23 protein-coding genes and 1 other RNA gene are annotated in these 22,560 nt (G+C 67.7%); 10 read left to right on the top strand and 14 right to left on the bottom strand.

All coding sequences use genetic code 11. The features are described 5' to 3' along the window. The first annotated feature begins 112 nt into the window (after window positions 1–112). The 3 genes from HUG10_RS03540 (at window position 113) to HUG10_RS03530 (ending at window position 2,979) form a co-directional block, all read left to right on the top strand. Window positions 113–1,219 carry an NADH:flavin oxidoreductase/NADH oxidase gene (locus tag HUG10_RS03540; RefSeq protein WP_179168244.1) on the top strand — a complete coding sequence of 369 codons (1,107 nt, stop codon included), beginning with the start codon at window positions 113–115 and terminating at the stop codon, window positions 1,217–1,219. 121 nt (window positions 1,220–1,340) lie between these two features. Then, window positions 1,341–2,159, top strand: a complete 819-nt coding sequence (locus HUG10_RS03535; protein ID WP_179168243.1) for a DUF7547 family protein — start codon at window positions 1,341–1,343, stop codon at window positions 2,157–2,159. A gap of 421 nt (window positions 2,160–2,580) precedes the next feature. Beyond that, window positions 2,581–2,979 (top strand): winged helix-turn-helix transcriptional regulator, encoded by a 399-nt coding sequence (locus HUG10_RS03530; RefSeq protein ID WP_179168242.1) that lies wholly within the window; start codon window positions 2,581–2,583, stop codon window positions 2,977–2,979. Between the two features lie 13 nt (window positions 2,980–2,992). Here HUG10_RS03530 and HUG10_RS03525 read toward each other — a convergent pair whose 3' ends face one another. Both HUG10_RS03525 and HUG10_RS03520 read right to left on the bottom strand, forming a co-directional pair. Further along, entirely contained in the window at window positions 2,993–3,430 is a 438-nt protein-coding gene (locus HUG10_RS03525; RefSeq protein ID WP_179168241.1) for a Zn-ribbon domain-containing OB-fold protein, read from the bottom strand. After that, a complete protein-coding gene (locus HUG10_RS03520) occupies window positions 3,427–4,581 on the bottom strand; it encodes a thiolase family protein (protein WP_179168240.1) in 1,155 nt (384 codons plus the stop codon). The genes HUG10_RS03525 and HUG10_RS03520 overlap by 4 nt, the downstream gene beginning before the upstream one ends. Before the next feature lie 87 nt (window positions 4,582–4,668). On the opposite strand from HUG10_RS03520, the gene HUG10_RS03515 reads away from it, so the two are divergent. Beyond that, entirely contained in the window at window positions 4,669–5,085 is a 417-nt protein-coding gene (locus HUG10_RS03515) for a DUF7548 family protein (RefSeq protein ID WP_179168239.1), read from the top strand. 43 nt (window positions 5,086–5,128) lie between these two features. On the opposite strand, the gene HUG10_RS03510 is transcribed toward HUG10_RS03515, so the two are convergent. After that, on the bottom strand, window positions 5,129–5,722 hold the full coding sequence (locus tag HUG10_RS03510; RefSeq protein WP_179168238.1) for a hypothetical protein: 594 nt from the start codon (window positions 5,720–5,722) through the stop codon (window positions 5,129–5,131). Between the two features lie 136 nt (window positions 5,723–5,858). On the opposite strand from HUG10_RS03510, the gene ffs reads away from it, so the two are divergent. Together ffs and HUG10_RS03500 are read left to right on the top strand one after the other, a co-directional pair. Then, window positions 5,859–6,173, top strand: an RNA gene (gene ffs, locus HUG10_RS03505) — signal recognition particle sRNA. Between the two features lie 85 nt (window positions 6,174–6,258). Further along, entirely contained in the window at window positions 6,259–6,528 is a 270-nt protein-coding gene (locus tag HUG10_RS03500; protein WP_179168237.1) for a DUF7111 family protein, read from the top strand. A gap of 58 nt (window positions 6,529–6,586) precedes the next feature. On the opposite strand, the gene HUG10_RS03495 is transcribed toward HUG10_RS03500, so the two are convergent. From HUG10_RS03495 to HUG10_RS03485, 3 genes are all read right to left on the bottom strand, one after another. Next, window positions 6,587–8,245: a right-handed parallel beta-helix repeat-containing protein gene (locus tag HUG10_RS03495; RefSeq protein ID WP_179168236.1), complete on the bottom strand. Its 1,659-nt coding sequence runs from the start codon at window positions 8,243–8,245 to the stop codon at window positions 6,587–6,589. A 122-nt stretch (window positions 8,246–8,367) separates the two neighbouring features. Beyond that, window positions 8,368–8,664: a hypothetical protein gene (locus HUG10_RS03490; protein WP_179168235.1), complete on the bottom strand. Its 297-nt coding sequence runs from the start codon at window positions 8,662–8,664 to the stop codon at window positions 8,368–8,370. Then, window positions 8,661–9,512: a M14 family metallopeptidase gene (locus HUG10_RS03485; protein ID WP_218780643.1), complete on the bottom strand. Its 852-nt coding sequence runs from the start codon at window positions 9,510–9,512 to the stop codon at window positions 8,661–8,663. The genes HUG10_RS03490 and HUG10_RS03485 overlap by 4 nt, the downstream gene beginning before the upstream one ends. A gap of 274 nt (window positions 9,513–9,786) precedes the next feature. Between HUG10_RS03485 and HUG10_RS03480 the strand changes: the two genes are divergently transcribed. Then, a complete protein-coding gene (locus HUG10_RS03480; RefSeq protein WP_179168234.1) occupies window positions 9,787–10,776 on the top strand; it encodes a M14 family metallopeptidase in 990 nt (329 codons plus the stop codon). Window positions 10,777–10,849: 73 nt separating this feature from the next. On the opposite strand, the gene HUG10_RS03475 is transcribed toward HUG10_RS03480, so the two are convergent. The 6 genes from HUG10_RS03475 to HUG10_RS03455 all read right to left on the bottom strand — a co-directional run bounded on the left by HUG10_RS03475 (window position 10,850) and on the right by HUG10_RS03455 (window position 17,434). Continuing rightward, entirely contained in the window at window positions 10,850–11,071 is a 222-nt protein-coding gene (locus HUG10_RS03475) for a hypothetical protein (protein ID WP_179168233.1), read from the bottom strand. An 11-nt stretch (window positions 11,072–11,082) separates the two neighbouring features. Further along, window positions 11,083–11,208, bottom strand: coding sequence for a hypothetical protein (locus HUG10_RS21975; protein ID WP_281375696.1), 126 nt, complete (start codon window positions 11,206–11,208; stop codon window positions 11,083–11,085). Next, window positions 11,205–11,423 carry a DUF7576 family protein gene (locus tag HUG10_RS03470; RefSeq protein ID WP_179168232.1) on the bottom strand — a complete coding sequence of 73 codons (219 nt, stop codon included), beginning with the start codon at window positions 11,421–11,423 and terminating at the stop codon, window positions 11,205–11,207. The genes HUG10_RS21975 and HUG10_RS03470 overlap by 4 nt, the downstream gene beginning before the upstream one ends. 187 nt (window positions 11,424–11,610) lie before the next feature. Further along, window positions 11,611–15,360 carry a PAS domain S-box protein gene (locus HUG10_RS03465; RefSeq protein ID WP_179168231.1) on the bottom strand — a complete coding sequence of 1,250 codons (3,750 nt, stop codon included), beginning with the start codon at window positions 15,358–15,360 and terminating at the stop codon, window positions 11,611–11,613. Window positions 15,361–15,804: 444 nt separating this feature from the next. Further along, complete coding sequence (locus HUG10_RS03460) at window positions 15,805–16,524, bottom strand: class I SAM-dependent methyltransferase (protein ID WP_179168230.1); 720 nt, start codon at window positions 16,522–16,524, stop codon at window positions 15,805–15,807. A gap of 25 nt (window positions 16,525–16,549) precedes the next feature. Beyond that, the gene (locus HUG10_RS03455; RefSeq protein ID WP_179168229.1) at window positions 16,550–17,434 is read right to left on the bottom strand and encodes an aldo/keto reductase; all 885 of its coding nucleotides are present in this window, start codon (window positions 17,432–17,434) and stop codon (window positions 16,550–16,552) included. Window positions 17,435–17,880: 446 nt separating this feature from the next. Here HUG10_RS03455 and HUG10_RS03450 point away from each other — a divergent pair, with 446 nt between their 5' ends. Further along, window positions 17,881–18,192, top strand: coding sequence for a hypothetical protein (locus tag HUG10_RS03450; protein ID WP_179168228.1), 312 nt, complete (start codon window positions 17,881–17,883; stop codon window positions 18,190–18,192). Between the two features lie 422 nt (window positions 18,193–18,614). Here the strand turns inward: HUG10_RS03450 and HUG10_RS03445 are convergent, their stop codons facing one another. After that, window positions 18,615–19,409, bottom strand: a complete 795-nt coding sequence (locus tag HUG10_RS03445) for an alpha/beta fold hydrolase (protein ID WP_179168227.1) — start codon at window positions 19,407–19,409, stop codon at window positions 18,615–18,617. 660 nt (window positions 19,410–20,069) lie between these two features. Then, window positions 20,070–20,564: a GNAT family N-acetyltransferase gene (locus tag HUG10_RS03440; protein WP_179168226.1), complete on the bottom strand. Its 495-nt coding sequence runs from the start codon at window positions 20,562–20,564 to the stop codon at window positions 20,070–20,072. 123 nt (window positions 20,565–20,687) lie between these two features. Here HUG10_RS03440 and HUG10_RS03435 point away from each other — a divergent pair, with 123 nt between their 5' ends. Together HUG10_RS03435 and HUG10_RS03430 are read left to right on the top strand one after the other, a co-directional pair. Continuing rightward, entirely contained in the window at window positions 20,688–22,076 is a 1,389-nt protein-coding gene (locus tag HUG10_RS03435; protein ID WP_179168225.1) for a DUF502 domain-containing protein, read from the top strand. Further along, entirely contained in the window at window positions 22,073–22,501 is a 429-nt protein-coding gene (locus HUG10_RS03430; RefSeq protein ID WP_179168224.1) for an archease, read from the top strand. Before HUG10_RS03435 ends, HUG10_RS03430 begins: the two co-directional genes overlap by 4 nt. Window positions 22,502–22,560: the final 59 nt, after the last annotated feature.

Raw genomic sequence — 22,560 nt, 5'->3', positions numbered from 1 at the left:
GACCTAATCGTTTATAGGTTTTGGTCCGCCGAAAGATCGCTCACGGGTCGTCGATCGGGGCAAGGCCGTCGCCCGACATCGACCATTTAAGCCATCCCCCGTTACGACGCGTATGGTCGAGACGCTGTTCTCCCCGTTGACCCTGCGCAGGACGGAACTCCCGAACCGGGTGATGGTGTCGCCGATGTGCCAGTACTCCTCGCCCGACGGGCTGGCGACGGACTGGCACCTCGTCCACCTCGGCTCGCGCGCGGTCGGGGGGGCCGGGCTGGTGATGGCGGAGGCGACGGCCGTGACGCCCGAGGGGCGCATCACGCCCTACGACCTCGGCATCTGGTCGGACGAGCACGCCGACGCGCTCGCGCCGGTCGCGGACTTCGTCCGCTCGCAGGGGTCGGTGCCCGCGATCCAGCTCGCCCACGCCGGCCGGAAGGCGTCGACCCACCGCCCCTGGGAGGGCGGCGACCCAGTCCCGCTCGACTCGGGCGGCTGGGAGACGATCGCTCCGAGCGCGAAGCCGTATCCTCGCGACGGGGACGAACACCCGACACGCCGCCTCGACCGCGACGGGATCGAGGAGACCGTCGCCGCCTTCGCGGACGCCGCCGGCCGGGCGCTCGAGGCCGGGTTCGAGGTCGCGGAGGTCCACGCCGCGCACGGCTACCTCCTCCACGAGTTCCTCTCCCCGGTCGCGAACGACCGCACGGACGAGTACGGCGGCTCGTTCGAGAACCGGACGCGTCTCCTCCGGGAGGTTACGGGGGCGGTGCGGTCCGTGTGGCCCGACGACAAACCGGTCTTCGTCCGTATCTCCGCGACGGACTGGATCGACGACGAGGAGTCGTGGGACGTCGAACAGTCCGCCAGGCTGGCCCCGCTCCTGGCCGACGCCGGCGCCGACCTCGTCGACGTGAGTTCGGGCGGCATCTCGCCGGCCCAGGAGGTCCCCCACGCCGGGCCAGGCTACCAGCTCCCCTACGCGGAGACCATCCGCGAGCACGTGGTGGACGAGAACGCCGACATCGCCGTCGGAACCGTCGGGGGCATCACCTCACCGGAGCAGGCAGACGAGATCGTGCGCAACGACCGCGCCGACGCAGTCCTGATGGCCCGCGAGTTCCTCCGCTCGCCGTACTGGCCGCTCCACGCCGCTCACGAACTCGGCGAGGACGACGCGGTCGAGTGGCCGGTCCAGTACGGCCGTGTCGCGCCCGAGTGACGGACTCGGATACTCGTACTGCGGCCACGCTGTCCGTGCGAGGCGACCGACGGCGAATCGCCCGTTCCGCTGTTTCAGGTGCAGGGGAGGGTTTTTCGCCCGAGCGTCACAACCCCCGGGTATGAGCGACCGGTCACCCCGTGACGACGAGGAACTCGAGACCCTCCTCTCGGAACTGGAGTCCACCCTCTCGGAGCTACGGTCGGAACTCGACGACGGGCGGGGACGACGGCGGCGACGGGGCCCTCCCCGTCCCCCCAGCGTCGGCGACCTCCTCCGCTTCACGAACGACTACACCATCCCGACGGTCATCGCCACGCTCCAGGCGACGATCGAGGCGCTCGAACTGTTCCGCCGGTTCCTCGAACTCACCGCCGGCACGGATCGGGACGGCGGCCGGGTGTCAGCGAGGGACCGGTCCCGGCTGTCGCCGATCCTCTCCGGCGCGGGCGAGCGCGCGGCCTCGGACGCGAGCGACGCCCTCTCGCAGCTCAGGACCGCGCTCGCGGAGGCCGACCTCCCCGAGGACGAGGAGTCGCGGGACGTCATCGAGGAGGCACGCAGTCTCTCAGAGCAGATCGAGGAGCGCATCGCGGCGTCCCGGGAGACGGTCGCCCGGGAGCGCGACCGCGAGCGATCCGAGGACGCCTCGGCCGACGGTGCCGTGACCATCGACGTGACGGACGGGGAGGAGCAGGACTCTACCGCGGACGGAAACGGTGAGGGCGAGGACAGCGAGGGAGGGGACGAGAAAGCCGGGAACGCTGTCGTGGAGAACCCGGAAGTCGACGTCGAGGCGGAACTCGAGTCCATCAAGCGACAGCTGGGGAAGGCCGAGTCGCCGGACGGGGACGGTGCCGCGGACGACGGGTCGGGACGCCGCGACGCGGACGAACCGGACGACGACTCGGACGGGGACGACGCGTCACCCGCCGAGTGAGGTCAGCCCGCTTCCTGGCCGGGACGCGTCAGCAACAACACGACTGCTGAACCGGTCGGCAGTCGCACCGAGTTCCCGAACACCCGCAATCGGACTGGCTTTCCGAACACCCACAGTCACGCCGGTTCTCCGAACACCGGCAGCCACCTCGATTCCCCGCACACCCACAGCCACACCCGCACGCGAGCGCGGCGAGGACGGCGGCCGGAACGTCGACGGTCTCCGTCGGGTCGATACCACAGTCACACGTCTCGGTCTCGGACATGCGGGCTCACCGAGGCGCCACATCACCTTCCCCACCGATGCCGACTGTCACCGCCGACAGCCCGCAAGTGCCGTGCGTTTCCATCGCCGGTACTCCGACTGTCGCGACCGACAGTCGGCGCTGCCGTTATCCCGGGGCGGGGTCTGGATGCCCACGATGAGCGACGACAGCGGCGGAACGACGTGGCAGCGTCGGCTGGACGACCTCCACGGAACGCTCTCCGGGAAGTGGGCGCTGCACGTCCTTCGCGGCCTCGCGGACGGGCCGGTCGGGTTCGGCGACCTCCGCGAGCGCGTCGGCGGGGCCCCGGAGAAGAGCCTCGCGCGACGGCTCCGCGAGCTTCGATGCCGGGGCCTCCTCGTCAGGGAGTACGAACCCGCGTCGCCGCCGATGGCGCGATACAGGCTGACGGAGGAGGGCGAGCGACTCGTCGACCTCCTCCGCGGGGTCGAGAGCGAGGTGGAGTACGTCGACTGCGAGTCGTGTGCGGACGACTGTCGGGTGGCGACGGTGAACCCCGACGCGACCCGTACCGCGATGGCCGAGGAGTGTTGAACGGCGATCCGGACTACTCGACAGGCCGGAACCGGTAGCCGTCCCACGACTGGCTGGCCGGTTCGCGGATGCCGGCGTCGGGGTCGCGCAGTTCCTCGGCGTACACCGGTTCGACCTCGTCGCCGATGGCGACCTCGTCCTCGTCGGTGACCTGGCCGATCGCCCGCACCGGCTCCCCGTCGACGTCGAACTCGACGATCGCCAGGGTGTTCGGTTCGCGGACCCCCGGCGGCGTCGCCGTGGAGGTGGTCCACGTGACGACCTCCGCGGTGTACCCGCTCAGGTCCACGGTGTCGACCGGCGCTTCACCGCCCGGACCGACCGGGTGGGGCGGGTACGTGAGGCTGCCGTCCGGGTAGCACGCCGCCTCGAACGTCGGTTTCAGTTCCCCCTTGCTCCCGTCCTCCCCTTTCTGCACTTCCCCAGTCCCGTTCCCGTCTTTCTCTCTCATGCTTCCGCCTCCAAAATGGTCGTCGTGACGCAGTTACCGAAGCCGCCCACGTTGCAGGCGAGGCCGACGTCGGCGTCGACCTGGCGCTTCCCCGCATCGCCCATCACCTGCTGGTAGATCTCGTACACCTGCGCGACGCCCGAGGCGCCGAGCGGATGACCTTTCGACTTGAGGCCGCCGGACGTGTTGACGGGGATGTCGCCGTCACGCTCGGTTCGTCCCTCCTCGATGGCCGTCCAGCCCTCGCCCTTCGGGGCGAAGCCGAGGTCCTCGAACTGCAGGAACTCGAGGATGGTGAACATGTCGTGGAGTTCCGCGACGTCGACGTCGTTCGGTCGGAGTTCGGCCATCTCGTAGGCCTGGTCGCTCGACTCGACGACCCCGCGCATCGTCGTCGGGTCCGCGCGCTCGTGGACGACGTGGGTGTCGGTCGCACCCCCGATCCCGGAGACGACCGCGTACTCGTCCGCGTACTCCCGCGCGACGGACTCGGGGCAGAACAGGAGCGCCGCCGAGCCGTCGGTGATCGGACAGAAGTCGTAGAGGCGGAGCGGGTCCGCCACGATGGGCGAGTCGAGGACGGTGTCGAGGTCCACCTCCTTGCGGAACTGCGCGTGGGGGTTGTCGACGCCGTTCCGGTGGTTCTTCACGGCGACCTTGCCGAGGCTCTCCCGCGGCGCGTCGTACGTGTCGAGGTAGAGCCGCGCGGTCAACCCGGCGAACGAGGGGAGCGTGACGCCGTGCTTGTACTCGACGGGGTGCGTGAGCGACGCGATGACGTCCGTCGCCTCCGCGGTCGAGCGGTGGGTCATCTTCTCCCCCCCGACGAGCAGCGTCATCTCCGAGGCCCCGGAGGCGACCGACTGCCACGCCGCGTACGCGCCGGCGCCGCCGGACGAGGAGGTCTGATCGATCCGGGCGGTGTACGCCGGCATGGCCGCCAGGTCGTGTGCCAGCGCGTTCGGGACGCCCGTCTGTCCCTCGAACTCGCCGCTGGCCATGTTGGAGACGTACAGGTGTTCGACCGCGTCGGGCGGGACGCCCGCGTCGTCGAGACACGCTTGCCCGGCCTCGGCGAGCAGTTCACGTATCCACGCGTCGCGCTGCCCGAACTGGGTCATCGACGCGCCGATGACTGCGACTCTGTCCATATCGAGCGACCGGCCCGGGGCCACTTCGCAGTTTCCCTCCCGGCCGAAACGTGCACTGGTTAAGTGCCGTCCGTCCGGATTCCGGGTATGGAACTGGCCGACGCCGCGCCCGTAGCCGGCATCGTTGGCTGTCTCGCGACGCTACTCGCGCTCGCCGCGCCGTACGTGCTCATCGGGGAGCCCGGCACCGGGCTCTCCGTGTACTACGCCAGCGGCCCCGTCGGGGTCTGGGGAACCGGCTTCCTCGCGGCGCTGCTCGTGGTGGTCTTCCTCTCCGGGAAGCAGCGTCGAACCGCGCCCGACACGGTCGCCGGCGTCGCGGTCGTCGCCGGCCTCGGACTCCTCGCGCTGACGGCGCTCTGGGCGTTCACGGTCGACCCCCAGAACGTCCTCTCGTTCCCCCCGAGCGCCGACTGGATGACGTCCCACCGCTGGGTCGTGCTCGCGTGCACCGGCGTCGTGGCCGGCAGCGCCGCCGCGTACGCTCGCGCGAGTCTTGCCTGACGTCGAAGGGTTCGATCCGACAGACACGGACGTCGCGGACGAATCAGTCCCCGACCGACTCCGCGAGTTGCGCGTCGGCGAGCGCCCCGGCGAGGCGGGATCCCGACGGCACCATCCGGGCGAACGCATCGCTCCCGATCGCGACGTCGCCGTTCACCGCGAGGAACCCGAGCCCGCCCTCCGCCGCCGCGTCGAGGTTCGTCAGGAACGCGACCTTCCGGGTGGCGGGGACGCCGGCGACCGTTCCCGACTCCTCGACCGAGCCGTAGAGCCGGCGGTGCTCGTGCACGTGCTCGACGCAGCGGCTGGTGGGCGCGAACAGCAGCATGACGTACACACCCGGACCGTCCCGTCCGACAGACTTCCGGATGCCGTGCTCGTCGTCCTTGTAGAAGTAGCGCTCCATCCGCCGGTACTGCCGGAGCACCTCGTTCGCGCCCGTGACGTGCCCGAGCGCCGCGTCCGATTTGAGCTCGATCAGGTACTCCACCCGGGCCGGCGTCCGGACCCGCACGTACGCGTCGACGACCCCCCGGTTCCCGTAGTGGTCGTACGGCTCCTCGAGGCGGACCTCGACGTCGTCGAAGGCGGCCTCGAAGTGCGCCACCACGGCCGTCGCCAGTTCGTCCTCCCGCATCGACTGTCGGTGAGACGGCGCCGACGGGGAAAGCTTCCGCGGTCGCGTCCCGCGATTTCCGCCTATTGTACCGAGAATCTGTCGGGTCGAGTCGGGGCCGGACCGCAAGGCCCATAAGTCGGTCCGGTCTAGCACGAACTGGACTAGGTCGGGCAGTTAGGCCCTGCCCGTAACCCGTGAGAGAGTCTTTAGCGGGGACCGAACGCCGGCCGCGTCCGGGGCGCCCGTCGCGGGCCCCGGAAGCCGACGTCGAAGCCTCGTCCGCCGGGGACAGCGGTCCGTCGGGTCGCACCCGCAGGGGTGCTCGCCCGCGGTTCGTCGGCGGCACCGGGCCAGGCGCGGAAGCGAGCAGCCCACCGCCGAACGCCCGTCGCTCGTCGGGTCGCGGGGCCGAGGAGGCACCCGGGATTCCCCGCGACGGAACCCCCGGGCAACGCCGGTTCGTCCATCATTCATACCGCATTTCCCGTCGCCGAGCGGCGAGCACGCCGGTCGGCATCCGAAGCTTCGATTACCCGGCGTCCCGACCGCCACGTATGAGCGAAGCCGAGGCGGACGGCGTCACCGCCCGATACTACACGACCGACGCGGAGCGCGTGCTCACCTTCGAGCGCGACGGCCGGACCGCGGCCGTCGCGCAGAACCTCGAGGGGTACGCGATGTTGAAGGTCCGTACGGGGGCCGACGGCGACGAACTGGAGCGCTACTACGGTTTCGACATGGCGCTCGACCACGCGGCCGAACTGCTCGGCGTCGGCGTCGACGAACTCCCGGTCCCCGAGAACGCGACGGATATGGGAATGTGAACGCGCCGGCGGGGGACCGGGGCGAGTGTGCAGAACCCATCCCCTCGGAGCGCTGTCCTCACATCCCGTCCACGAAGACGTCGAGCGGCGCATCGGAGTTCCTGGCCCGGATCGTCACGCCCACGTAGTTGCCGTCGCCGTCGGTCTCGAAGGACCGCTCGCGCACGCCGCCGGCCGTCCGTCCGAACGAGATCCGCGGGGGGCGGGCGTAGGGGCTGTCGAACTCGACGGAGACCGTCGGTCGGTCCGAACGGGTCCGCAGGCCGCGGTGAACGTCGACCGCCGGCGTGTTGTTCAGGACCCGGGACGTCGAACTCGTGATCCGCCATGGCCGCTCCTCGCCGGTCCAGTTCCCCTGGAAGACGTTGCTCCCGGCGCCGTCCCCCTCGGCGATCGCCGGCGCCCCGGGATGCCGGATAGCGTTCCCCGTCACCCAGACGCCGCGGTCGTCGACGAGAACCCCGGGGAACGATCCGTCCTCCGCGTTCCGGTCGTTGGCGACGACGTAGTTCCCCGCGATGACGGTGCTCGCGTTCGACTTCGACCCCCTCGTGACGATACCGTACGTTCCGGCCCCTCGGACGTCGTTCCCCCTGACGGCGACGCCGGAGGTCCCGTCGAGCAGGATGCCCGCTTCGGCCGGGTCCCTGACGTGATTGCCGCTGACCACGCCATCGACGTCGCCGATCACCCTGATTCCGGCGATTCCCGGCGAGGAGACCGTGTTGTTCTGAACGGTGAGTCCGTCGACGGTGCTGTTAATCCTGACGCCGTGGCCGCTGTAGTCGTACAGCTCGTTGTTCTTGACGGCCAGGTTCCCCCCTCCCTTCCCGTCGATGGCCACCCCCGAGAACTTCGTCGTCTCCTCCGTTCGGAGCCGTTCGGTGGACTGACGGCTCACGTTGTTCTGGATGCTGACGTTCCGGACGGGCCGCGGGCCCCGGATGTGACAGAACGACTTGTGCGAGCCGAACCCGACGTTCCCGAAGATGTTGACGTAGCCGTGGTCCGATCTGCGCGGCGAGTTCCGCGCGACGCCGACGAGGCTTCCCTCGACCGTGTTCCCGAGCATGTTGCCGAATATCGAGACGCTCTCCGCGGTGTGGTTGCGGTGGTCCGGGTACCACATGTCGCAGGCGATCGCCCTGTCGAGTCCGTTGGCGATCTCGTTCCCCGACACGACGATACGCTCGCCGCCCAGCTGGACGCCCCGGTCGCCGAACGCGTGGATGCGGTTGTCGACGATCCGAACGTTGGAACACTCCCTGGTGACGCTGATCCCGCAGCCCCCATCACCGTGCCCCCGCGGGTACGTCTCCCGGATGCGATTCCGTTCGAGCGTCACGTTCCTGGCGTCCCTGACGGCGATGCCGTGGTGCCTGTCGCTGGCGCCCCGCGGCTCGACCGGCGTGCCCTGGTACCCGACTCCCCGGATCACGGTTCCCCGGCAGCGTCGATTGTGGCCGATCCGGAACCCGCCGACGTTCGCCCCGGCGGCCGGTCTGATGAGCGTCCGCACGCCGGGCCCGACGACGGTCACGTCGTCGACGTCGATGTCCAGCCAGTCGGTCGTGCGGTACGGTGCGTTCTCCTCGCTGATGTACACCGTCTCGCCGGGCGAGAGGTCCTCGAAGGCGGCCTCGAGTTCCGACCGGGTGGTGACGACGACGCCTCTCCCGTTCGATTCGGGTCGTCCGCTGGTTGGGTTCGTACTCATGGAGTTGCATCCCGAGAGGACGCCCGTGGCCGCTGCCAACAGGCTACAGAACGCACGGCGGTCGACGCCGTCCATTATCGTGTAACGATTCGTGGTTCACCCGTGTAGTGGTATCGGCCGAATCAGTTCCCTCCCGAGGTGCGGCGGCGGATCGCCCGGTAGCCGGCCGCGGTGACCACCGCGACGCCGTAGGACCCGGCGACGAAGGGGACCCAGAACAGCCAGAGCGCGAAGTTCGGGAGGAGGTGGCTCCCGTACCAGCTCCCGACCGTGAGCAGGAGGTAGCCAGGCAACGCGAGCGGCGTCATGAGCGACGTCTCGATCGCCCCCACGGCGACCGGAACGACGAGCAGCGCGAAGACGACCACGACGTCGCGCCCGACGAGCACGCGGCCCGCGGTCCCGCGGTCGAGGGTCACGATCCCCCCTCCGTTGCAGCCTCCTCGCCGTTGGAGAGGTCGACGCCGTGCCGCGCGAGCAGCGCGGTGGCCGCCTCCGTCAGCCACTTCGTCTGCGTCTCCGTGTCCACGAGGAACCGCGTGGTCTCGACGATGTACCCCGGGCGATCGAGTTCGCCGACCACCTTGTGGACGAGCATCGGCTTCTCGCCGGTGATGGTGTTGCCCCTCACGAACTCGTGGAGCGGCATGTACCACGGGACGGCGTCGCTGTTCAGGCGGTCGACGACGGCTTCCGCCACGCCCGGTGCGTCGTCCACCTCGGCCGGAAAGATGGCCTGTCCGACGCTGGCGTCGTGGCGCCGGTAGATCCCCACCGAGCGATGCAGGTCGACGAAAACGTCGGGGTCCGTCCCCCGGACGAAGTCCCAGATCTCCTCGGCGAGTTCCGTCTCGGGCGCCTTGCCCGGCGGGAACTGGCGGTTGAGGTCCCCGTTCTTCCCTTCACGGGTGTCGCGCTCGATGGCGACCTGGTTCGCCCGCGGGAGGACGACGAGCGTCCCCGCGTCGGGAACGCGCGACCGCAATCGCTCGGCGGCGAGATAGCCCGGCCGTTCGTCGCCGTGGACGCCGCCGACGACCAGTGCGGTCGGACCGTCAGTTCCGGACTCGTTGACGTAGACGGGCGTGGCGTGTTCGGTCCCCTGCATGACGGTGGCGGCGGGCGAAACGCCCGCGTCGCCGGCGGTCCCGTTCCCGTCGTTGGACGGACGGGAGTCCGTGGACTCCCCGTGCGCAGCGGTCGCGGATGCGAACGCCGGGACGGCCGCGGCGGCCCCTGTCCGGCGGAGGAAGGCTCGTCGATTCATGCCCGCCCTACCGGCCCCCGACCCGGGTAGCCGGTGGCCGTCGGGGCCAATCGCCGTTCGTCGCCCGACGGGGGACGACTCCGTTTCCGGACGTGCCCTGTCATCGGTGTCGACTCGGGCCGCGACGGGTTTGCTTATTCTGGGGATAATCCGATCGTACTGACGTTCCGGCGGCGGTGGCGGCATCCCCTCGCGGCACGCGAGCCCCGACGTCGTCCCTTACAGGGTCAGTAATAACGTCGGTCGCACACACCACGTGAACCGAACCACTTCGATGACAGGATCCTCCCGGCCCCGTTTCGTACTGGCGGCGTTCGCGGCGGTCTGTCTGCTAGCGGTCGGTGCGACAGCGGTCCTCGCGCCGGGTGCGATCGGCGCCGTCTGGGATGGAGCAGTACCGTCACAGGGGGCGGTAGAGACCCCCGACGGGAGTTCCGCCGGGCCGTCCGCGTCGCCGACTCCGGCGACGGGGGCGAACGAATCGGGGACGGCGGAATCGAACGAAACGCCCGCCAACGGTTCGTACAGGTACACCGCGGGCGAGGGGGCCACCGCGCTCTCGGTGACCGTCGTCGAGGCGGAGCGGCCGGGGCCGACGGTCGTCGTCGTGGGCGGCCAGCACGGTAACGAGCAATCGGGGTACCGGAGCGCCCACCGGATCGAGAACTGGGACGTCGAACGTGGGACCCTCGTCGTGATCCCCGAGGCGAACCCGCGGGCGATAGCGAACGGGACCAGGAAGGTCGAGGGCCGGGACCTCAACGCCCAGTTCCCCGTCGGCGAGCGCCCGACCAGCGAGCAGGCGCGGGTCGTCTGGGGTGTCGTCGAACGTCACGACGCCGACGTCGTCGTCGACCTCCACAGTTCCAGCGGCATCTACGGCGTCGACGGCGGCGTCGGACAGGCCGTCTTCCCGACCGTCACCGGCCCCGCGAAGGGCAACGCAGAGGCGGCCACCCGACGGGTCAACGACGAGTTCGGGCTGACGGGGAACCACTCGTTCAAGCGCGGGAACGTCATGGGACGGTCCGGGATGTCGCTCACGCGGAAGGTCGCCGGCGACCTGAACGAGTCGGCGTACGTCGTCGAGACGACCAAGCGCGGGACCGACCTCGAGATCCGCGTCGAGTGGACGACGGCGGTGACGTGGGAACTCCTCCGACTCCACGGCCTCGTCGAGGGCGAACGGCCGTCGGCCGACTCGCCGTCGAACCAGCGTCCGCCGACCTCTCAAGCCCGTCCGAGCGTGTCCGTGGCGCGGTGAGCGTTCCCGGCCAGACCCTCCTGGCTCGGCCGGTTTTCGGTTGCTGAAGCGTGCGGACTTCCTCCCGGACCGGTCAGTCGTCCGCCACCACGTTCGAACTGATCCGGTCCTGGCCCATGTGGTGGTGACACGCGACGCCCGCCAGCGGCACGAGGCGGTCGCAGACCGACCCGTCCTTGCACTGTCGGTGACATCGCGGCGGGTCGCCGTCGTACGGGTTGTACGTCGGCCCGTCGGCGTCGGTACTCGTCGTCGGTTCGTCGCTCCTACGGGTCTGGTGTGCAGTGTCGTACATCGGTCTTAAGCTCAGCACTCCACGGGGACGCGGATGGTCGACTGCAGCCACGCGTCGGTGTTCTCGGTGTCCCGGATGATACCGAGGGAACTCGATTCGGTGTCGAACACGACGAACTCGTACCGTCCGCCGGTCATTCGTCGGCCCCGCCGTGGCCGAGCCACTCCCGCCGGCAGGACGCTCCACAGAAGAGGAAGACCGTCGGTACATCGTCCGATCGGGCGACGACCGGGTGCCACTCGCTCGCGTCGATCGCGGCCGCACAGGACGCACAGACGTAGGCGATCCCGTCCTGCTGGTTGCTGGAGTCGAGCGACTGGTCGGCGATCTCGTCGGCGTCGTAGGGGGGCACCTCGTCCCGGCCACGGGTCGAGCGTGCCGTCGAGGCGGCGTCGGTGGGACTGAACGTCCCCTTCGATTGGTCCGTAAACGAACCGGTTCCTGTCTCGTCCGGGTTCACATATGGTAAGAAGACCCCCAGGCCCATGACGACGGACGATATCTGTATGCCGTGACTTGCAGTGGCCGGGGCTATACAGTTAACCCCCCGGGGGGTCGTCGTCCTCGAACGCGACGTCCAGCAGTTTGCGTTCGCCCGTCCGGATGTGCCGGTTCACGGTCGGCTGGGAGACGCCGAGCATCTCCGCGATCTCCTGTCCGGTCTTGTGGCGGGGCCACTCGAAGAACCCGCTGAAGTACGCCGTCTTCATCACCTCCTCCTGCCGCTCCGTGAGGCGTTCCTTGTACACGGCCTGGAACTCCTTGCGGGTCCTGATCGGCCGGTCCCGTTCCCGTCTGGCGACGAGTTCCGAGCCCTCGAACGTATCGAGGAACATGCGGATGAACGACTGGAGGTCCCCGCTGCGCGGGAGTTCGACGGTCACCCTGCCGCCGTCCGGCGTGGCCGACATGCTCCTCGGGTGCGCCCCGTACGAGACCAGTTTCCCCAGGTAGCCGGACTCGGAGACGTTCGCCTCGAAGCGGACGGCCCCGTCCCGCTCGGAGATGAGCGACACCCCGGTCACGGAGTCGATCCGGTCCGCGAACTCGTAGACCGTCTCCGGGTCGGCGCCCGAGACGGTGAAGAACACCCGGAAGCTCCCGTCGACCCCCTGGACGAACTCGTCGAACTCGAACGTCCCGCCCGTCTCGCGCGCGAACCGGATGGCCGGGATGGACGGGTCCGACAGTTCGAACTCGAGTTCGACGGCCGAGTCGCTCACCAGGAGCTTCTTCCGCTCCATCGCGTTGATGGCGTAGCCGACCATCTCCCCGAGTTCCTCGAGGACGGACGCCTCCATCTCCTCGAACATCCCCGCCCGGGCGGCGTAGACGTTCAACACGCCGTACAGCGTCTCACCGTACGTCAGCGGGACGGCGACGCTCGATCGGAAGCCGTGCTCGATGGCCCTCGACCGCCACGGCTCGAACGGCGGGTCGGTGTGGAGGTCGTTCTGGACCTGGATCTCGTGGGTCCGGAACGCGCGTCCCGTCGGGTCGGTACCCTCCTCGTCGTCCCCGTCGACCGAGACGCCGATCCCGTCGAGGTAGCCGTCGCCCGCGCCGGCGGACGCGCTCGCGGTCACCTCGTTCCCGGTGACGCTCGTCCGCTCCGCGACCCAGCTGAACGCGTACGGCCCGTCCTCCGTCAGCTCCCGACAGACCGCCTCGACGATGTCCTCCCGGGACGTCGCCTGCGTCAACGACTGCGTGATGCTTCGGATGACGCGGTTGATCCGGTTGACCCGTTCGAGCGTGTCGTTCTGTTCCTCGAGGCGGTCCTTCCGCGCGCGGAGCTCCTGTTCCCGATCGACCCGGTCCAGAGCCGCGTGTACGTTCGCGGCGAGGATGTTCGCGACCGTCACCTCCGTCTCGCCGATGGCGTCCGGCTCCGTCGCACCCGAGACGAAGACGCCGTACTTTCCGATGGGGACGACGATGGCGCTCCGCAGCGGGGTCTCGCCGTCCGGGACGTCCTGTTCCGCCCGCAGATCGTCGTAGACGAGTTGCTCGCTCCCGGCGTAGGCGCGCCAGGGGATCCCCCTGGTAGACTCGAAGAGCGGCCCCGTCCCGACGAGGTCGACGACCCCCTCGGTCCGCGCCGTCGGGACGAGGTGGCCGCGCTCCTCGTCGTAGAACTCGACGCTCGTGAGCGGGAGGCCGAGGGTCTCGGACGCGGCCTCCAGCACGATGTCCGTCACCTCCTCGTACGTCTCGGCACCCGTCAGGGACTGAGCCACCTCGTTCAACAGCGCGAGCCGTTCCTCCCGCCGTCGACGCTCGGTGATGTCACGGACGACCCCGACCCGGCCGAAGCGATCGTCGCCGAGCGGGAACAGGGAGATCCGCACCTCGATCGGGACGACGCGCCCGTCCGCGGTCGTGATCGTCGTCTCCAGGGTCGTCACCTCGTCGTCGCCCTCCAGCAGCTCCTCCTGGAGGCGGCGGGCTTTCGCGATCACGCTGTCGGAGACGACCTCGTCGGCGCGTCGCCCGAGCAGTTCGTCGCGGCTGTGTCCAACGAGCGCCGTGTAGGCGTCGTTGACCGCGACGAACCTCCCGTCCTCGTCGACTGCGTAGATGCCGTCGCTCACCGTCTGCATCACCGTCTCGTACTGGACGAGCTGCTGCTCCCGTCGCTTCCGCTCGGTGAGGTCCTGGATAGAGAACACCGCCGCGGTGACCTCGTCCGATCCCTCGACCATCGGGACGCCGCTCGCCGAGAGCCACCGGTCCTCGCCGTCGATCCGGAGGCGGAACTCGCCGGCGACCGGACTCCGATCCTCGATGACGGTCCGGTACGGCCGACCGTCCTCGCCCAACCGGTCCCCCTTGGCGTCGAGGAGTTCGATGTCGAGCGCGTCGTACGAAGGTGCCGGCTCGTCGGCGGCGAGGCCGAGCATCTCCCTCGCGTGCCCGTTCAGGTACTTGAACGTGCCCTCGTCGTCGAGGATGAGGATCCCGACCGGACTCGTCTCGAGGATCAGATCCTTCAGCGCCCGCTCCTCGCGGAGATCGGTCTCGACCCGGAGCCGCTGCATGAGCCGGCCGAGGTCGGCCGCGACCGTCGCCGTCACCTCGATCATCCCCTCGTCGACCTCGCGCGCCTCGGGTAGCATGAACACGAGCACTGCGACCACGTCGCCGTCCGCGACGATCGGCACGGCGAGGGCGGTGTGGAGGCCAGCCTCGTGCGCGGTCGTCGCCCGCTCGAAGCCGCCGTCGTCGGTCAGATCGGCGATCCACTCCGGTTCGCCCGTCTCCCAGCAGCGGCCGGGCAGTCCCTCGCCGCGTTCGAAGGTGGTCGAGCGAGCACCCTCCGCGAACTCGCTCGACTCGTCGGTCGTGACGTACTCCCCCGGTGCGCGTTCGAGGCGTTCCCCGTTCTCGCCCAGCACCCACGCCTCGCCGTACGCCCAGTTCATCGCGTCGCCGACCTCGTTCAGGGCGATTTCGAGCCCGTCCTCGAAGGTCTCGGCGTGGAGGATGCGCTGGCTCGTCTCGTGGAGGAGTCTCCGCTCCGCAAGGTGCCGTTTCCGCTCGGTGACGTCCCGCATGATGCCGGTGAAGTACCGCTTCCCGTCCACGGTGAACTCCGAGAACGAGATGCTGAGGGGGACGCTGTGGCCGTCCTTGTGTCGACAGGGGAGTTCGACGTTGGCCCAGTCGAGCGTCCGCTCCCCCGTCTCGAGGTACCGCCGTATCCCCTCGCTGTGCTTCCGGGCGAACTCGTCGCTCATTATCTCCGTCAACGACTCGCCGACGAGTTCCTCCGGCGTGTAGCCGAACACCGACTCCACGGCGGGGTTCGCGTACAGTATCCGGCTCCGTGCGTCGATGGTGACGACGGCATCCTCCGTCACGTCCATCAACTCCTCGAGGTGTGTGGGGGACAGGGAGACCCCCGACTCCTCGTCGGTGGCGAACTTCCCGACGTGGTGATCGAGGATACGGGCCGCCTCCTCGCCCGTGTAGTGGACCACCTCGTCGACGCCGACGTCGTAGGCTCGTTCGAACAGGACCGGCGAGTCGAGTTCCGACAGGAGGATGGAGTTGACCGTCGGGTACTCGTCGGCCACCGCGGAGAGCAACGAGCAGGGGTCGTCGGCGGCGACGTCGGGCGTGAGAATCACGCACGCGTACTCGTCGTCGATCACGTCCCGGATCTCCTCGACCGTCCGGACTACCGTGACGCGACGCTCCCCGCCCGTTTCGAGGTGGTGCCGAACCCGTTCGGCGCGTCCTTCGTTCGGGTCCGCGTAGAGCACTCGGTCGGGTTGGTCACACACGGTACCCCTCGTTAATTCCTCTAACAACCCTGGAGTAAAATAGCCTTGTGGTCGAGGCCGAACGACCAGCACGTTCGCTCGCACAGGGCGCACCCGGTTCGACCGGCGGTCGGAGCCCGAGGATAGAACGAGAGGGTGGACTATGTAACCGATTCGTCATCACTATTAATTCAGTTCCCGAGGGTTGAAAACCACTCGTTTACCGGAACCGGGTGGAGCAGGATTCGGCCACAGTCGGGATCATCGGGTGACGATACGATCCTTCACGTACTCGCGGGCCGGCGTCGCCCCGACCCTGTCGGGGCGACCTCTCCCGGAGTTAACAGAATCTGAACCGACACGGCCGTCCCGTCGTAGCTCGGAATCGGTCACAGGACTCCCGGTCGTCACTCACCCCGTTCCGGGTCCGTCGAAGGGCTCCCAGCCGAACGTGTTCCGGGCGGGTCAGACCGGCAGGCGGAGCGCGAGGCTGTACATCCGCCCCGCCGACTCGCCACCGATCTCCGTCGCCAGGCGCTCGACCTCCGCCGTCAGGCGTTCGCCCAGGTCGTCGGGGAGCTCCGACGCGGCGGAGCGCGTCACGTCCGCGTGCGCCTCGAGGTGATTCGCCGTCCAGGGGACGGGGTCCAGCAAGGTCCGCTCGCGCTCGAACTCCCAGCCGTGCCCGACGAGGAGCCGTCGGAGAACTGGCGCCGGGTAGAACGTCAGTGCGGGACGGTTCTCGGCCAACTGTGTCGCCGCGTTCTCGACGGCGAACAGGTCGGCCACAGCAGCACCGTCGGGTAGTGGTTCGTAGTCGTCCACGACGAGGTGGCACCCGGGAGCCGTGACCCGCGTCAGTTCGGCGACGACCGGCTCGAGTACCGAGGGATCGAGAACGTTGAATAGTCCATGGGCGGTGATGATCCCGACCGAGTCGTCCGCCAGGGGGACGGAGCTGAGGTCCGCCTCGATCACGGCGATTCGGTCCGGGTCGTCGCGGCCGACCCGCTCGCGTACTACTGTCGCGTGTTCGACGTCGTTCGTGATGGCGTAGACGCGGTCCGCGCCGGCCGCGAGCAGTCCCGCGCTCGTGTTCCCGACGCCCGCCCCGGCTTCGAGGCAGACCGCACCCTCCACGGGGCGGTCCGCGAGCGCCGCAGTCACCGTACTCGGTACGTCCATCAGCGATCGTCGTAACTCGGGCGAGTCAGTGGTGGAGCTGCTCCGGGACGGGGCTCTGCTCGTGACGGAGGCGCTCGATCAGGGAGCGCTGGGCCGCCTCGTCCATCCCGTCGTAGCGCTCGGCCGCGTCGAGTACCATCGCGACCAGCTTCGGATCGCCGGGGTTGATGACGCTCGTGAGCCCCTGTTCGGCCGCGAAGTCGAACCGTTCCCGGATCTCGTCGGGTGTATCGACGGGCTCGTACCAGTTCGAGTAGGGTCGGTCACCCTCGGGGAGTTCGTCGGTCGAGGGCCAGGGTCCCTTCGCGAAGGCCTTGATGCCCAGTGTGCCGATTCCCTCGTCGTTCGCGCGGTCGAGCACCGCCCCGTAATCGTGCTCGTCGTCGTCCTTCCCGGCGACCACCGGGTTCATCGGGAACATCACGGTCTCGAGGTCGTCGATGCGGTCCATCGCCTCGAGGATGAGCCGCGGGTCGCCGTGGCTCGTCAGCCCGATGTGGTCGACGAGCCCCTCCTCCTTCGCCTCCCAGAACGCCTCGAGCGCGCCGTCGTCGCCCGTGATCGTGTCGAGTTCCTCCTCGTACTCGAGCCCGTGAACCTGGTAGAGGTCGATGTGCTCGACGCCGAGGCGGTCGAGCGACCGATCGAGCTTCCGCCTGGCCCCCTCGTACCCGCGCTCCTGGGTCTTGCAGCCGAGGAAGATCTCCTCGCGGTGCTGGCGGAGCTTCGGCCCCAGTTTGAGTTCCGCGTCCCCGTACGTCGGGGCGACGTCGAAGTGGTTGACGCCGTAGTCGAGCACGAGTTCGACCATCTGGTCCGCCCCCTCCTGTTCGAGCCAGTTGAGCGCGATGGCGCCGAACGTCGTGATGGTGCTGTCGTGACCGGTCTCGCCGAGGGCGCGCGTCTGCATAGCAGATGGGTCATGGTCGGCGTACAAAAGCGTGTGTCTCGCTGGATTCGCGTACTCGGTCGTTACAGTAGGGGACGTCGGTTGTGTAGTGTCCGGTGGCGAACGAGCGGACCGGTATCGGTCGTTCGAGGATGTCGGCCGGTGCACTACTGGGTGTAAATCTACCAGTAAACTCAGCGGAAGGAAAACTGGGGCATACAGCACTCAAAAGCCAAAGGATCGGCAGGTTCTCTCGTATTCAACCTTCTTGAGGATGTGACAGTCAGAGGGCAGATCACTCGATTATGGGACCACGCATAGTCTATCGGCCACGTACTGGTGGAAGATCTATCAAGAGCAGCGTGTTGAATAGAGAGTACGGAATTCAAAGCGTCTCTAGTGGTGATTCGAGAAATCGGAGACTTACGCAGGAGAAAGCTTATTTACGCCGAAAGGTCTGAATAAATATGGATGGAGATGGCGGAGGATTAGAGGGTGGCGGTATGGGGGGTATGAATAGTGGTGGAATAAGGGATGTAAATGGGGATATAGAAGCTAGAATGGAGAATACGGACGGAGATTCTGGGGTTGCAGCCCTCCAGTCGATGGGATACATAGATGGTGGAGCTGAAATGGGACAGGGGGACGGGGATTCTACGAGTTCTTGGCATTCAACCCTCAACTCGGTCATAGTGATAGCAATGGCAGCCCTTCTCGGAGGGTATCTCCTGTACTCCCTTCTCTCGGGTATATTGGCTATGTTTGGTGTGCAACTGTAGTGAGCAGTTCCGCTATGGTAACTGTCTGAAGAAGAGGCTTTCAACAGAACCCCCACGATCTAAAACTGCAACCCGACAACTCCATTTCCGATGGAATTTTGCGGGAGATACACGCCTGTATGCCGCAGTGCCAGAGCGAGTTATCGAGTCTCCGGAGGAACTGGCCTGCTCACTACAGAGGACGGATACACCGCGGAGAGAGCGTCGTTTCACGTTTTCTCGCTGAATCGGGCATTAGATAGAGCGTGCTTGTAGTCAGTTCGACAGCCAACCCTGTCGCTGTCACGAGTCATCTGCCGAATGAAAAGGGTGTTTTCAGCAGCGCACCGTCGATATTGTCGGCAGAGAATTCTGAAATAGCCGCTAAGAAGAACCTGCGTACGGAACGGACACCGGCGATGAGAAGGCCGATCGCTGATCCGTCAGTTCGATTCACGGACGAACGTGAGCACCTCGTCGACGAAGCGGTCCGGTGCGGTGTTCATCGGCTCGTGTGCGAGCCCGTCGAGGAACGTGACCCGGCTGTTCGGGAGCGCCTCGTCGACCGCTTCCGCAGCATCTTTGAATAGTTGGGGGCTCTCGCTGCCGGACAACACCAGGGTGGGGGTGGTCATGTCCGCGAACCGGGTCGCGTCGAACTCGTACTCGGCGATCGCCCGCAGTTCGCGGGGCAGTGTATTGGCCGCCGCAACCATCTCTTGCCACATCGGTTCCGAGCGAAACTCGTCGATCTCCGCCTGCGAAATCCCGGCGACTTCTCGCAGGAACACGACGAGCGCTTGCTCGTTCTCGCCGTCGTCCAGCAGCTTCTCCAATTCGACGAGACCCTCGACGTCGAGTTCGTGGTCGTCGACAGCGATAGGGGGTTCGTTCAAGACGAGTGTGTGCAGATTGTCCGATCGCAGGGCCGCCTCCAACGAATAGACGGCTCCCCCGGAATGACCGAGCAGGGTCACCGGTTCGTCTATCGCATCGACGACCGCAGCCACGTCCTCGGCCTCCCGATCCAGTGCGTATTCGGCGGCGTCGCCGCTCTCGCCGCGACCACGACGCTCGATCGCGTAGACCGTGCAGTGCTCCGCGAGGGCGAGGCGGGCGCCAGCCAGGTCCCAGAACTCGTGGACATCGCCGTTCCCATGCACGAGCACGAGCGGTGGTCCGTTTCCCGTCCGCTCGAAGGCGATTGCGGTTCCGTCTGCTGATGTGACTGTCTCCATCGTACTTCGGCTCCTAGACTACGCTGGCAGCTCATGTTAACCCTTCACATGCTGTGCGCGAAGGAGGCTGCTATTAGTTCCGTCTGTAGTGAATGATTGGTGAACCACTCGTTCTTAGCGATACCTTCGACCATCACACGGTCCCGTTCTCGTGCCCGATATGCGCCGTATATCCAGCACGGACATTCGAACCTTACAGACATACACCACTCCCGGCAGACATTATTCCTGGCTCCTCATCATCATTCAATTCCCGTATGCACGACAGGAGATCGGCTCCTTGGGGGATGACCAATCTAAACGATAGACCGTAACCGATGTTGTGAATAATATTTGCAGATACTCCTGATTGGATATCTGAAATGTGCGCCCGGAACACTAACGTCCGACCTCATCCCGTGGCGGCGTGCCGCGTCGGTCGGGAAACCCTCGTGCCGGGCGGGCGGCTTCGAAGAAGCCACCGGATGCCGTACCGGCGTGAACCGGCGTGGCTGGTATCGTCGGATGCGGCTGACGAGGGAGCCGGGTCGCGTCAGCGACCGATGTCGCGCGCCTGGGTTCTCCGCGCTGTCATCGCACCCTGATGGGTAGACTCGGGCGGGGACTAGTGGCGCGCACCGGGAGGTACGCGACCCGGGCACAAGGGGGTGTCGACTCCCGTCACCGGAGGAACTCAGAGAGCCGCTCCGTTAGCCCGCCGTCGTCGCCGAGACGGAGGTAGTACGCCGCGCCGCCGTCCTCGTAGTAGTTGTCGATCCGGCGGACGATGTCGAACCCGACGTGTTCGTAGAAGCCGAGCGCGTCCTCGTTGGTCGTCCGCGCGTGGCAGGTGACGCTCCCGTGCTCCTCCGCGACCTGTGCGACCAGCCGTTCCGCGTACCCGCGGCCTCGCGTGTCGGGCTCCACGGCGAGAAAGAGGACGTACCCGTCGCGTCGAACCGATGCGAAGGCGACGAGGGTGTCGCCGTCGGAGTCGAGCGAACCCTCCTCGAAGAACAGGTACGTCGTCGAGCGTCGGTAGGCGTCGGTGAAGAATCCGCGTCGCTGTTTGAGGACGCCCTCCTCCGCCCGGATCCGCTCCTTCAACGTCCAGGCGTCCTCCACGTGTGTGGCGTCTCCGGGTCCGTCCACACGCTTTTCCACGTTGACGCTCACAAGGGTCCGGTAGTCGTGAAGGGGATATAACTCCACCGTCGGATCCGACCACGCCGAGCCGGTGACGACGCCGACGGCCGTCGGGGGGAACGGTTTTGCCTCCCCTTCTCATCGTTCGGGGTGATGGAAAGGGACTGGTCGGCCCGGGAAGTCGGGGACTCGCTCCGCGCCACGATCCGGGGTGCGTTCATCACCGGGGTCGCCGTCATCGTTCCGCTGCTCATCACGGCGATCGTCCTCGCGATCGCAGCACAGTACGTGTTCACGTACCTCGACCTGCTCTCCGACGGCGTTCTCGGCATCAGCAGGGGGACGGAGCTGACGATCCCCGTCGGCAACCTCGGAGGCGTCACCGTGAACCGGGAGGACCTCATCGAACTCGTCTCCCCGGTCGTCCTCCTCGCGGTCATCTTCGTCGTCGGCCTGTTCGTCAACTCGACCCGCTTCGGGAGCATCGCCATCGACTACTTCGACGCCGCCATCGCGGCCATCCCGGGCGTCGGCTCGGTGTACGAGTCGTTCAGGCAGATGTCGGACGTGATGCTCGAGGACGACACGCAGAACTTCCGTGACGTGAAGCTCGTGGAGTTCCCCCACGAGGGCGCTTACACGCTCGGCTTCGTCACGACCGAGACCCCGGACGCGCTCCGCGAGCCGGCCGGACACTCCCGGATGCTCACGCTGTTCCTCCCGCTCGCACCGAACCCGGTGATGGGCGGACACCTCGTCCACATGCCCGAGGAGAAGGTGATGAACGTGGACATGACCGTCGAGGAGGGGATCCGCGCGGTGGTCACCAGCGGCGTCGCGGTCAGCAGCGGTTCGGGGGGATCGGCGGGCCTCTCGGAGGAGGAGATGCGGGAACTGGCCAGCGTCGAGCACGCCGACCAGAAGCTGAACCCCGGCGCCGACTCCCCCGACGTCCGCCGGACCGAGGACGTCGAGGGGGATCGGTCCGACGAGTGGGACCGCCAGGTCACGCCGGAACGGTCGAAGACCCCGACGGACATCGCCCGCCGCACTCGCGCCCAGCGGGACGACGCGGACGACGCGGACGACCCGGAGGAGGATCGTCGACACGATTCGTTGTACGGGCGTGACGAGACCACCGTCACACCTGCCCGGGAGGCGGGTCGCTACGACCCGGAGACGGATGGGACCGACCGACCCCCCGCGTCCGCCGCGGATCGGGACGAGGAACTGCGGGAGACGGAGGACCGGCGTCCCGAGGCTGTCGCCGACCGAGACGAGGAGCTCCGGGAGGAAGAGCGCCAACGGCCGGCGGAACTCGCGGATCGGGACCCGGACCTCCGAGAGGGGACGGAGCGACCTCCGGCGAAAGCCACTCGAACCGACGCCGAACGGGAGGGGACCGCCACTCCGCCAGCCGAGATAGCCGACCGGAGCGACCTCGAATCGACACGGGACTGCTCCGGGGAGTCCGACGACGACTCCCTCGGGGAAGACGGCACCCACGAGAGCGACGACGACAGCGAGGACGAAGCGCGATGACGGCCTCGGAGGCGACCTACGAACTCCGCGACCACACCGCGGACGTCGGTGTCGCGGCACGCGGGCCGAGCGTCGACGCGGTCTTCGGCGCCCTGGCGGACGGGCTCGCGGCCGCGATGTGCGATGACGTACCCGAGAGCGGCGAGCGCTTCTCGTTCTCGATCCGTTCGGAGAACCCGGAGGCGGCGCTGTTCGACTACCTCGACCAGCTCATCTACGAGCGGGACGTGCGCGGCGTCCTCCCCGTCGACAACGAGGCGACGGTCCGACGGGACGGCGAGGAGTGGGTGGTCGAGGCGAGCGCCCGCGGTGTCCCGTTCGCCGACGTCGCCGGCGCGCGCGAAGTGAAGGCGGTGACGTACTCGGAGATGGACCTGACGGAGACGTCGGACGGCTGGCGAGCGTACGTGGTGTTCGACGTCTAGCACCGTCCGTTTCGACGAACGCCGTCGTCTCCCACGACGTGTTCGGCGGTCCCACTACG

Source organism: Halorarum halophilum (assembly GCF_013401515.1).
In the GTDB taxonomy this organism is placed as follows: domain Archaea; phylum Halobacteriota; class Halobacteria; order Halobacteriales; family Haloferacaceae; genus Halorarum; species Halorarum halophilum.
Note: the sequence above shows the minus strand (reverse complement) of the source record. Positions and strands in the feature narration are given on the sequence as shown.

What these genes read in the sequence shown, in the direction of transcription:
- HUG10_RS03540 (WP_179168244.1), top strand. Translation starts at nt 113, where the DNA reads ATGGTCGAGACGCTGTTCTCCCCGTTGACCCTGCGCAGGACGGAACTC.
- HUG10_RS03535 (WP_179168243.1), top strand. Translation starts at nt 1,341, where the DNA reads ATGAGCGACCGGTCACCCCGTGACGACGAGGAACTCGAGACCCTCCTC.
- HUG10_RS03530 (WP_179168242.1), top strand. Translation starts at nt 2,581, where the DNA reads ATGAGCGACGACAGCGGCGGAACGACGTGGCAGCGTCGGCTGGACGAC.
- HUG10_RS03525 (WP_179168241.1), bottom strand. Translation starts at nt 3,430, where the DNA reads ATGAGAGAGAAAGACGGGAACGGGACTGGGGAAGTGCAGAAAGGGGAG.
- HUG10_RS03520 (WP_179168240.1), bottom strand. Translation starts at nt 4,581, where the DNA reads ATGGACAGAGTCGCAGTCATCGGCGCGTCGATGACCCAGTTCGGGCAG.
- HUG10_RS03515 (WP_179168239.1), top strand. Translation starts at nt 4,669, where the DNA reads ATGGAACTGGCCGACGCCGCGCCCGTAGCCGGCATCGTTGGCTGTCTC.
- HUG10_RS03510 (WP_179168238.1), bottom strand. Translation starts at nt 5,722, where the DNA reads ATGCGGGAGGACGAACTGGCGACGGCCGTGGTGGCGCACTTCGAGGCC.
- HUG10_RS03500 (WP_179168237.1), top strand. Translation starts at nt 6,259, where the DNA reads ATGAGCGAAGCCGAGGCGGACGGCGTCACCGCCCGATACTACACGACC.
- HUG10_RS03495 (WP_179168236.1), bottom strand. Translation starts at nt 8,245, where the DNA reads ATGAGTACGAACCCAACCAGCGGACGACCCGAATCGAACGGGAGAGGC.
- HUG10_RS03485 (WP_218780643.1), bottom strand. Translation starts at nt 9,512, where the DNA reads ATGAATCGACGAGCCTTCCTCCGCCGGACAGGGGCCGCCGCGGCCGTC.
- HUG10_RS03480 (WP_179168234.1), top strand. Translation starts at nt 9,787, where the DNA reads ATGACAGGATCCTCCCGGCCCCGTTTCGTACTGGCGGCGTTCGCGGCG.
- HUG10_RS03475 (WP_179168233.1), bottom strand. Translation starts at nt 11,071, where the DNA reads ATGTACGACACTGCACACCAGACCCGTAGGAGCGACGAACCGACGACG.
- HUG10_RS21975 (WP_281375696.1), bottom strand. Translation starts at nt 11,208, where the DNA reads ATGACCGGCGGACGGTACGAGTTCGTCGTGTTCGACACCGAATCGAGT.
- HUG10_RS03460 (WP_179168230.1), bottom strand. Translation starts at nt 16,524, where the DNA reads ATGGACGTACCGAGTACGGTGACTGCGGCGCTCGCGGACCGCCCCGTG.
- HUG10_RS03455 (WP_179168229.1), bottom strand. Translation starts at nt 17,434, where the DNA reads ATGCAGACGCGCGCCCTCGGCGAGACCGGTCACGACAGCACCATCACG.
- HUG10_RS03450 (WP_179168228.1), top strand. Translation starts at nt 17,881, where the DNA reads ATGGATGGAGATGGCGGAGGATTAGAGGGTGGCGGTATGGGGGGTATG.
- HUG10_RS03445 (WP_179168227.1), bottom strand. Translation starts at nt 19,409, where the DNA reads ATGGAGACAGTCACATCAGCAGACGGAACCGCAATCGCCTTCGAGCGG.
- HUG10_RS03435 (WP_179168225.1), top strand. Translation starts at nt 20,688, where the DNA reads ATGGAAAGGGACTGGTCGGCCCGGGAAGTCGGGGACTCGCTCCGCGCC.
- HUG10_RS03430 (WP_179168224.1), top strand. Translation starts at nt 22,073, where the DNA reads ATGACGGCCTCGGAGGCGACCTACGAACTCCGCGACCACACCGCGGAC.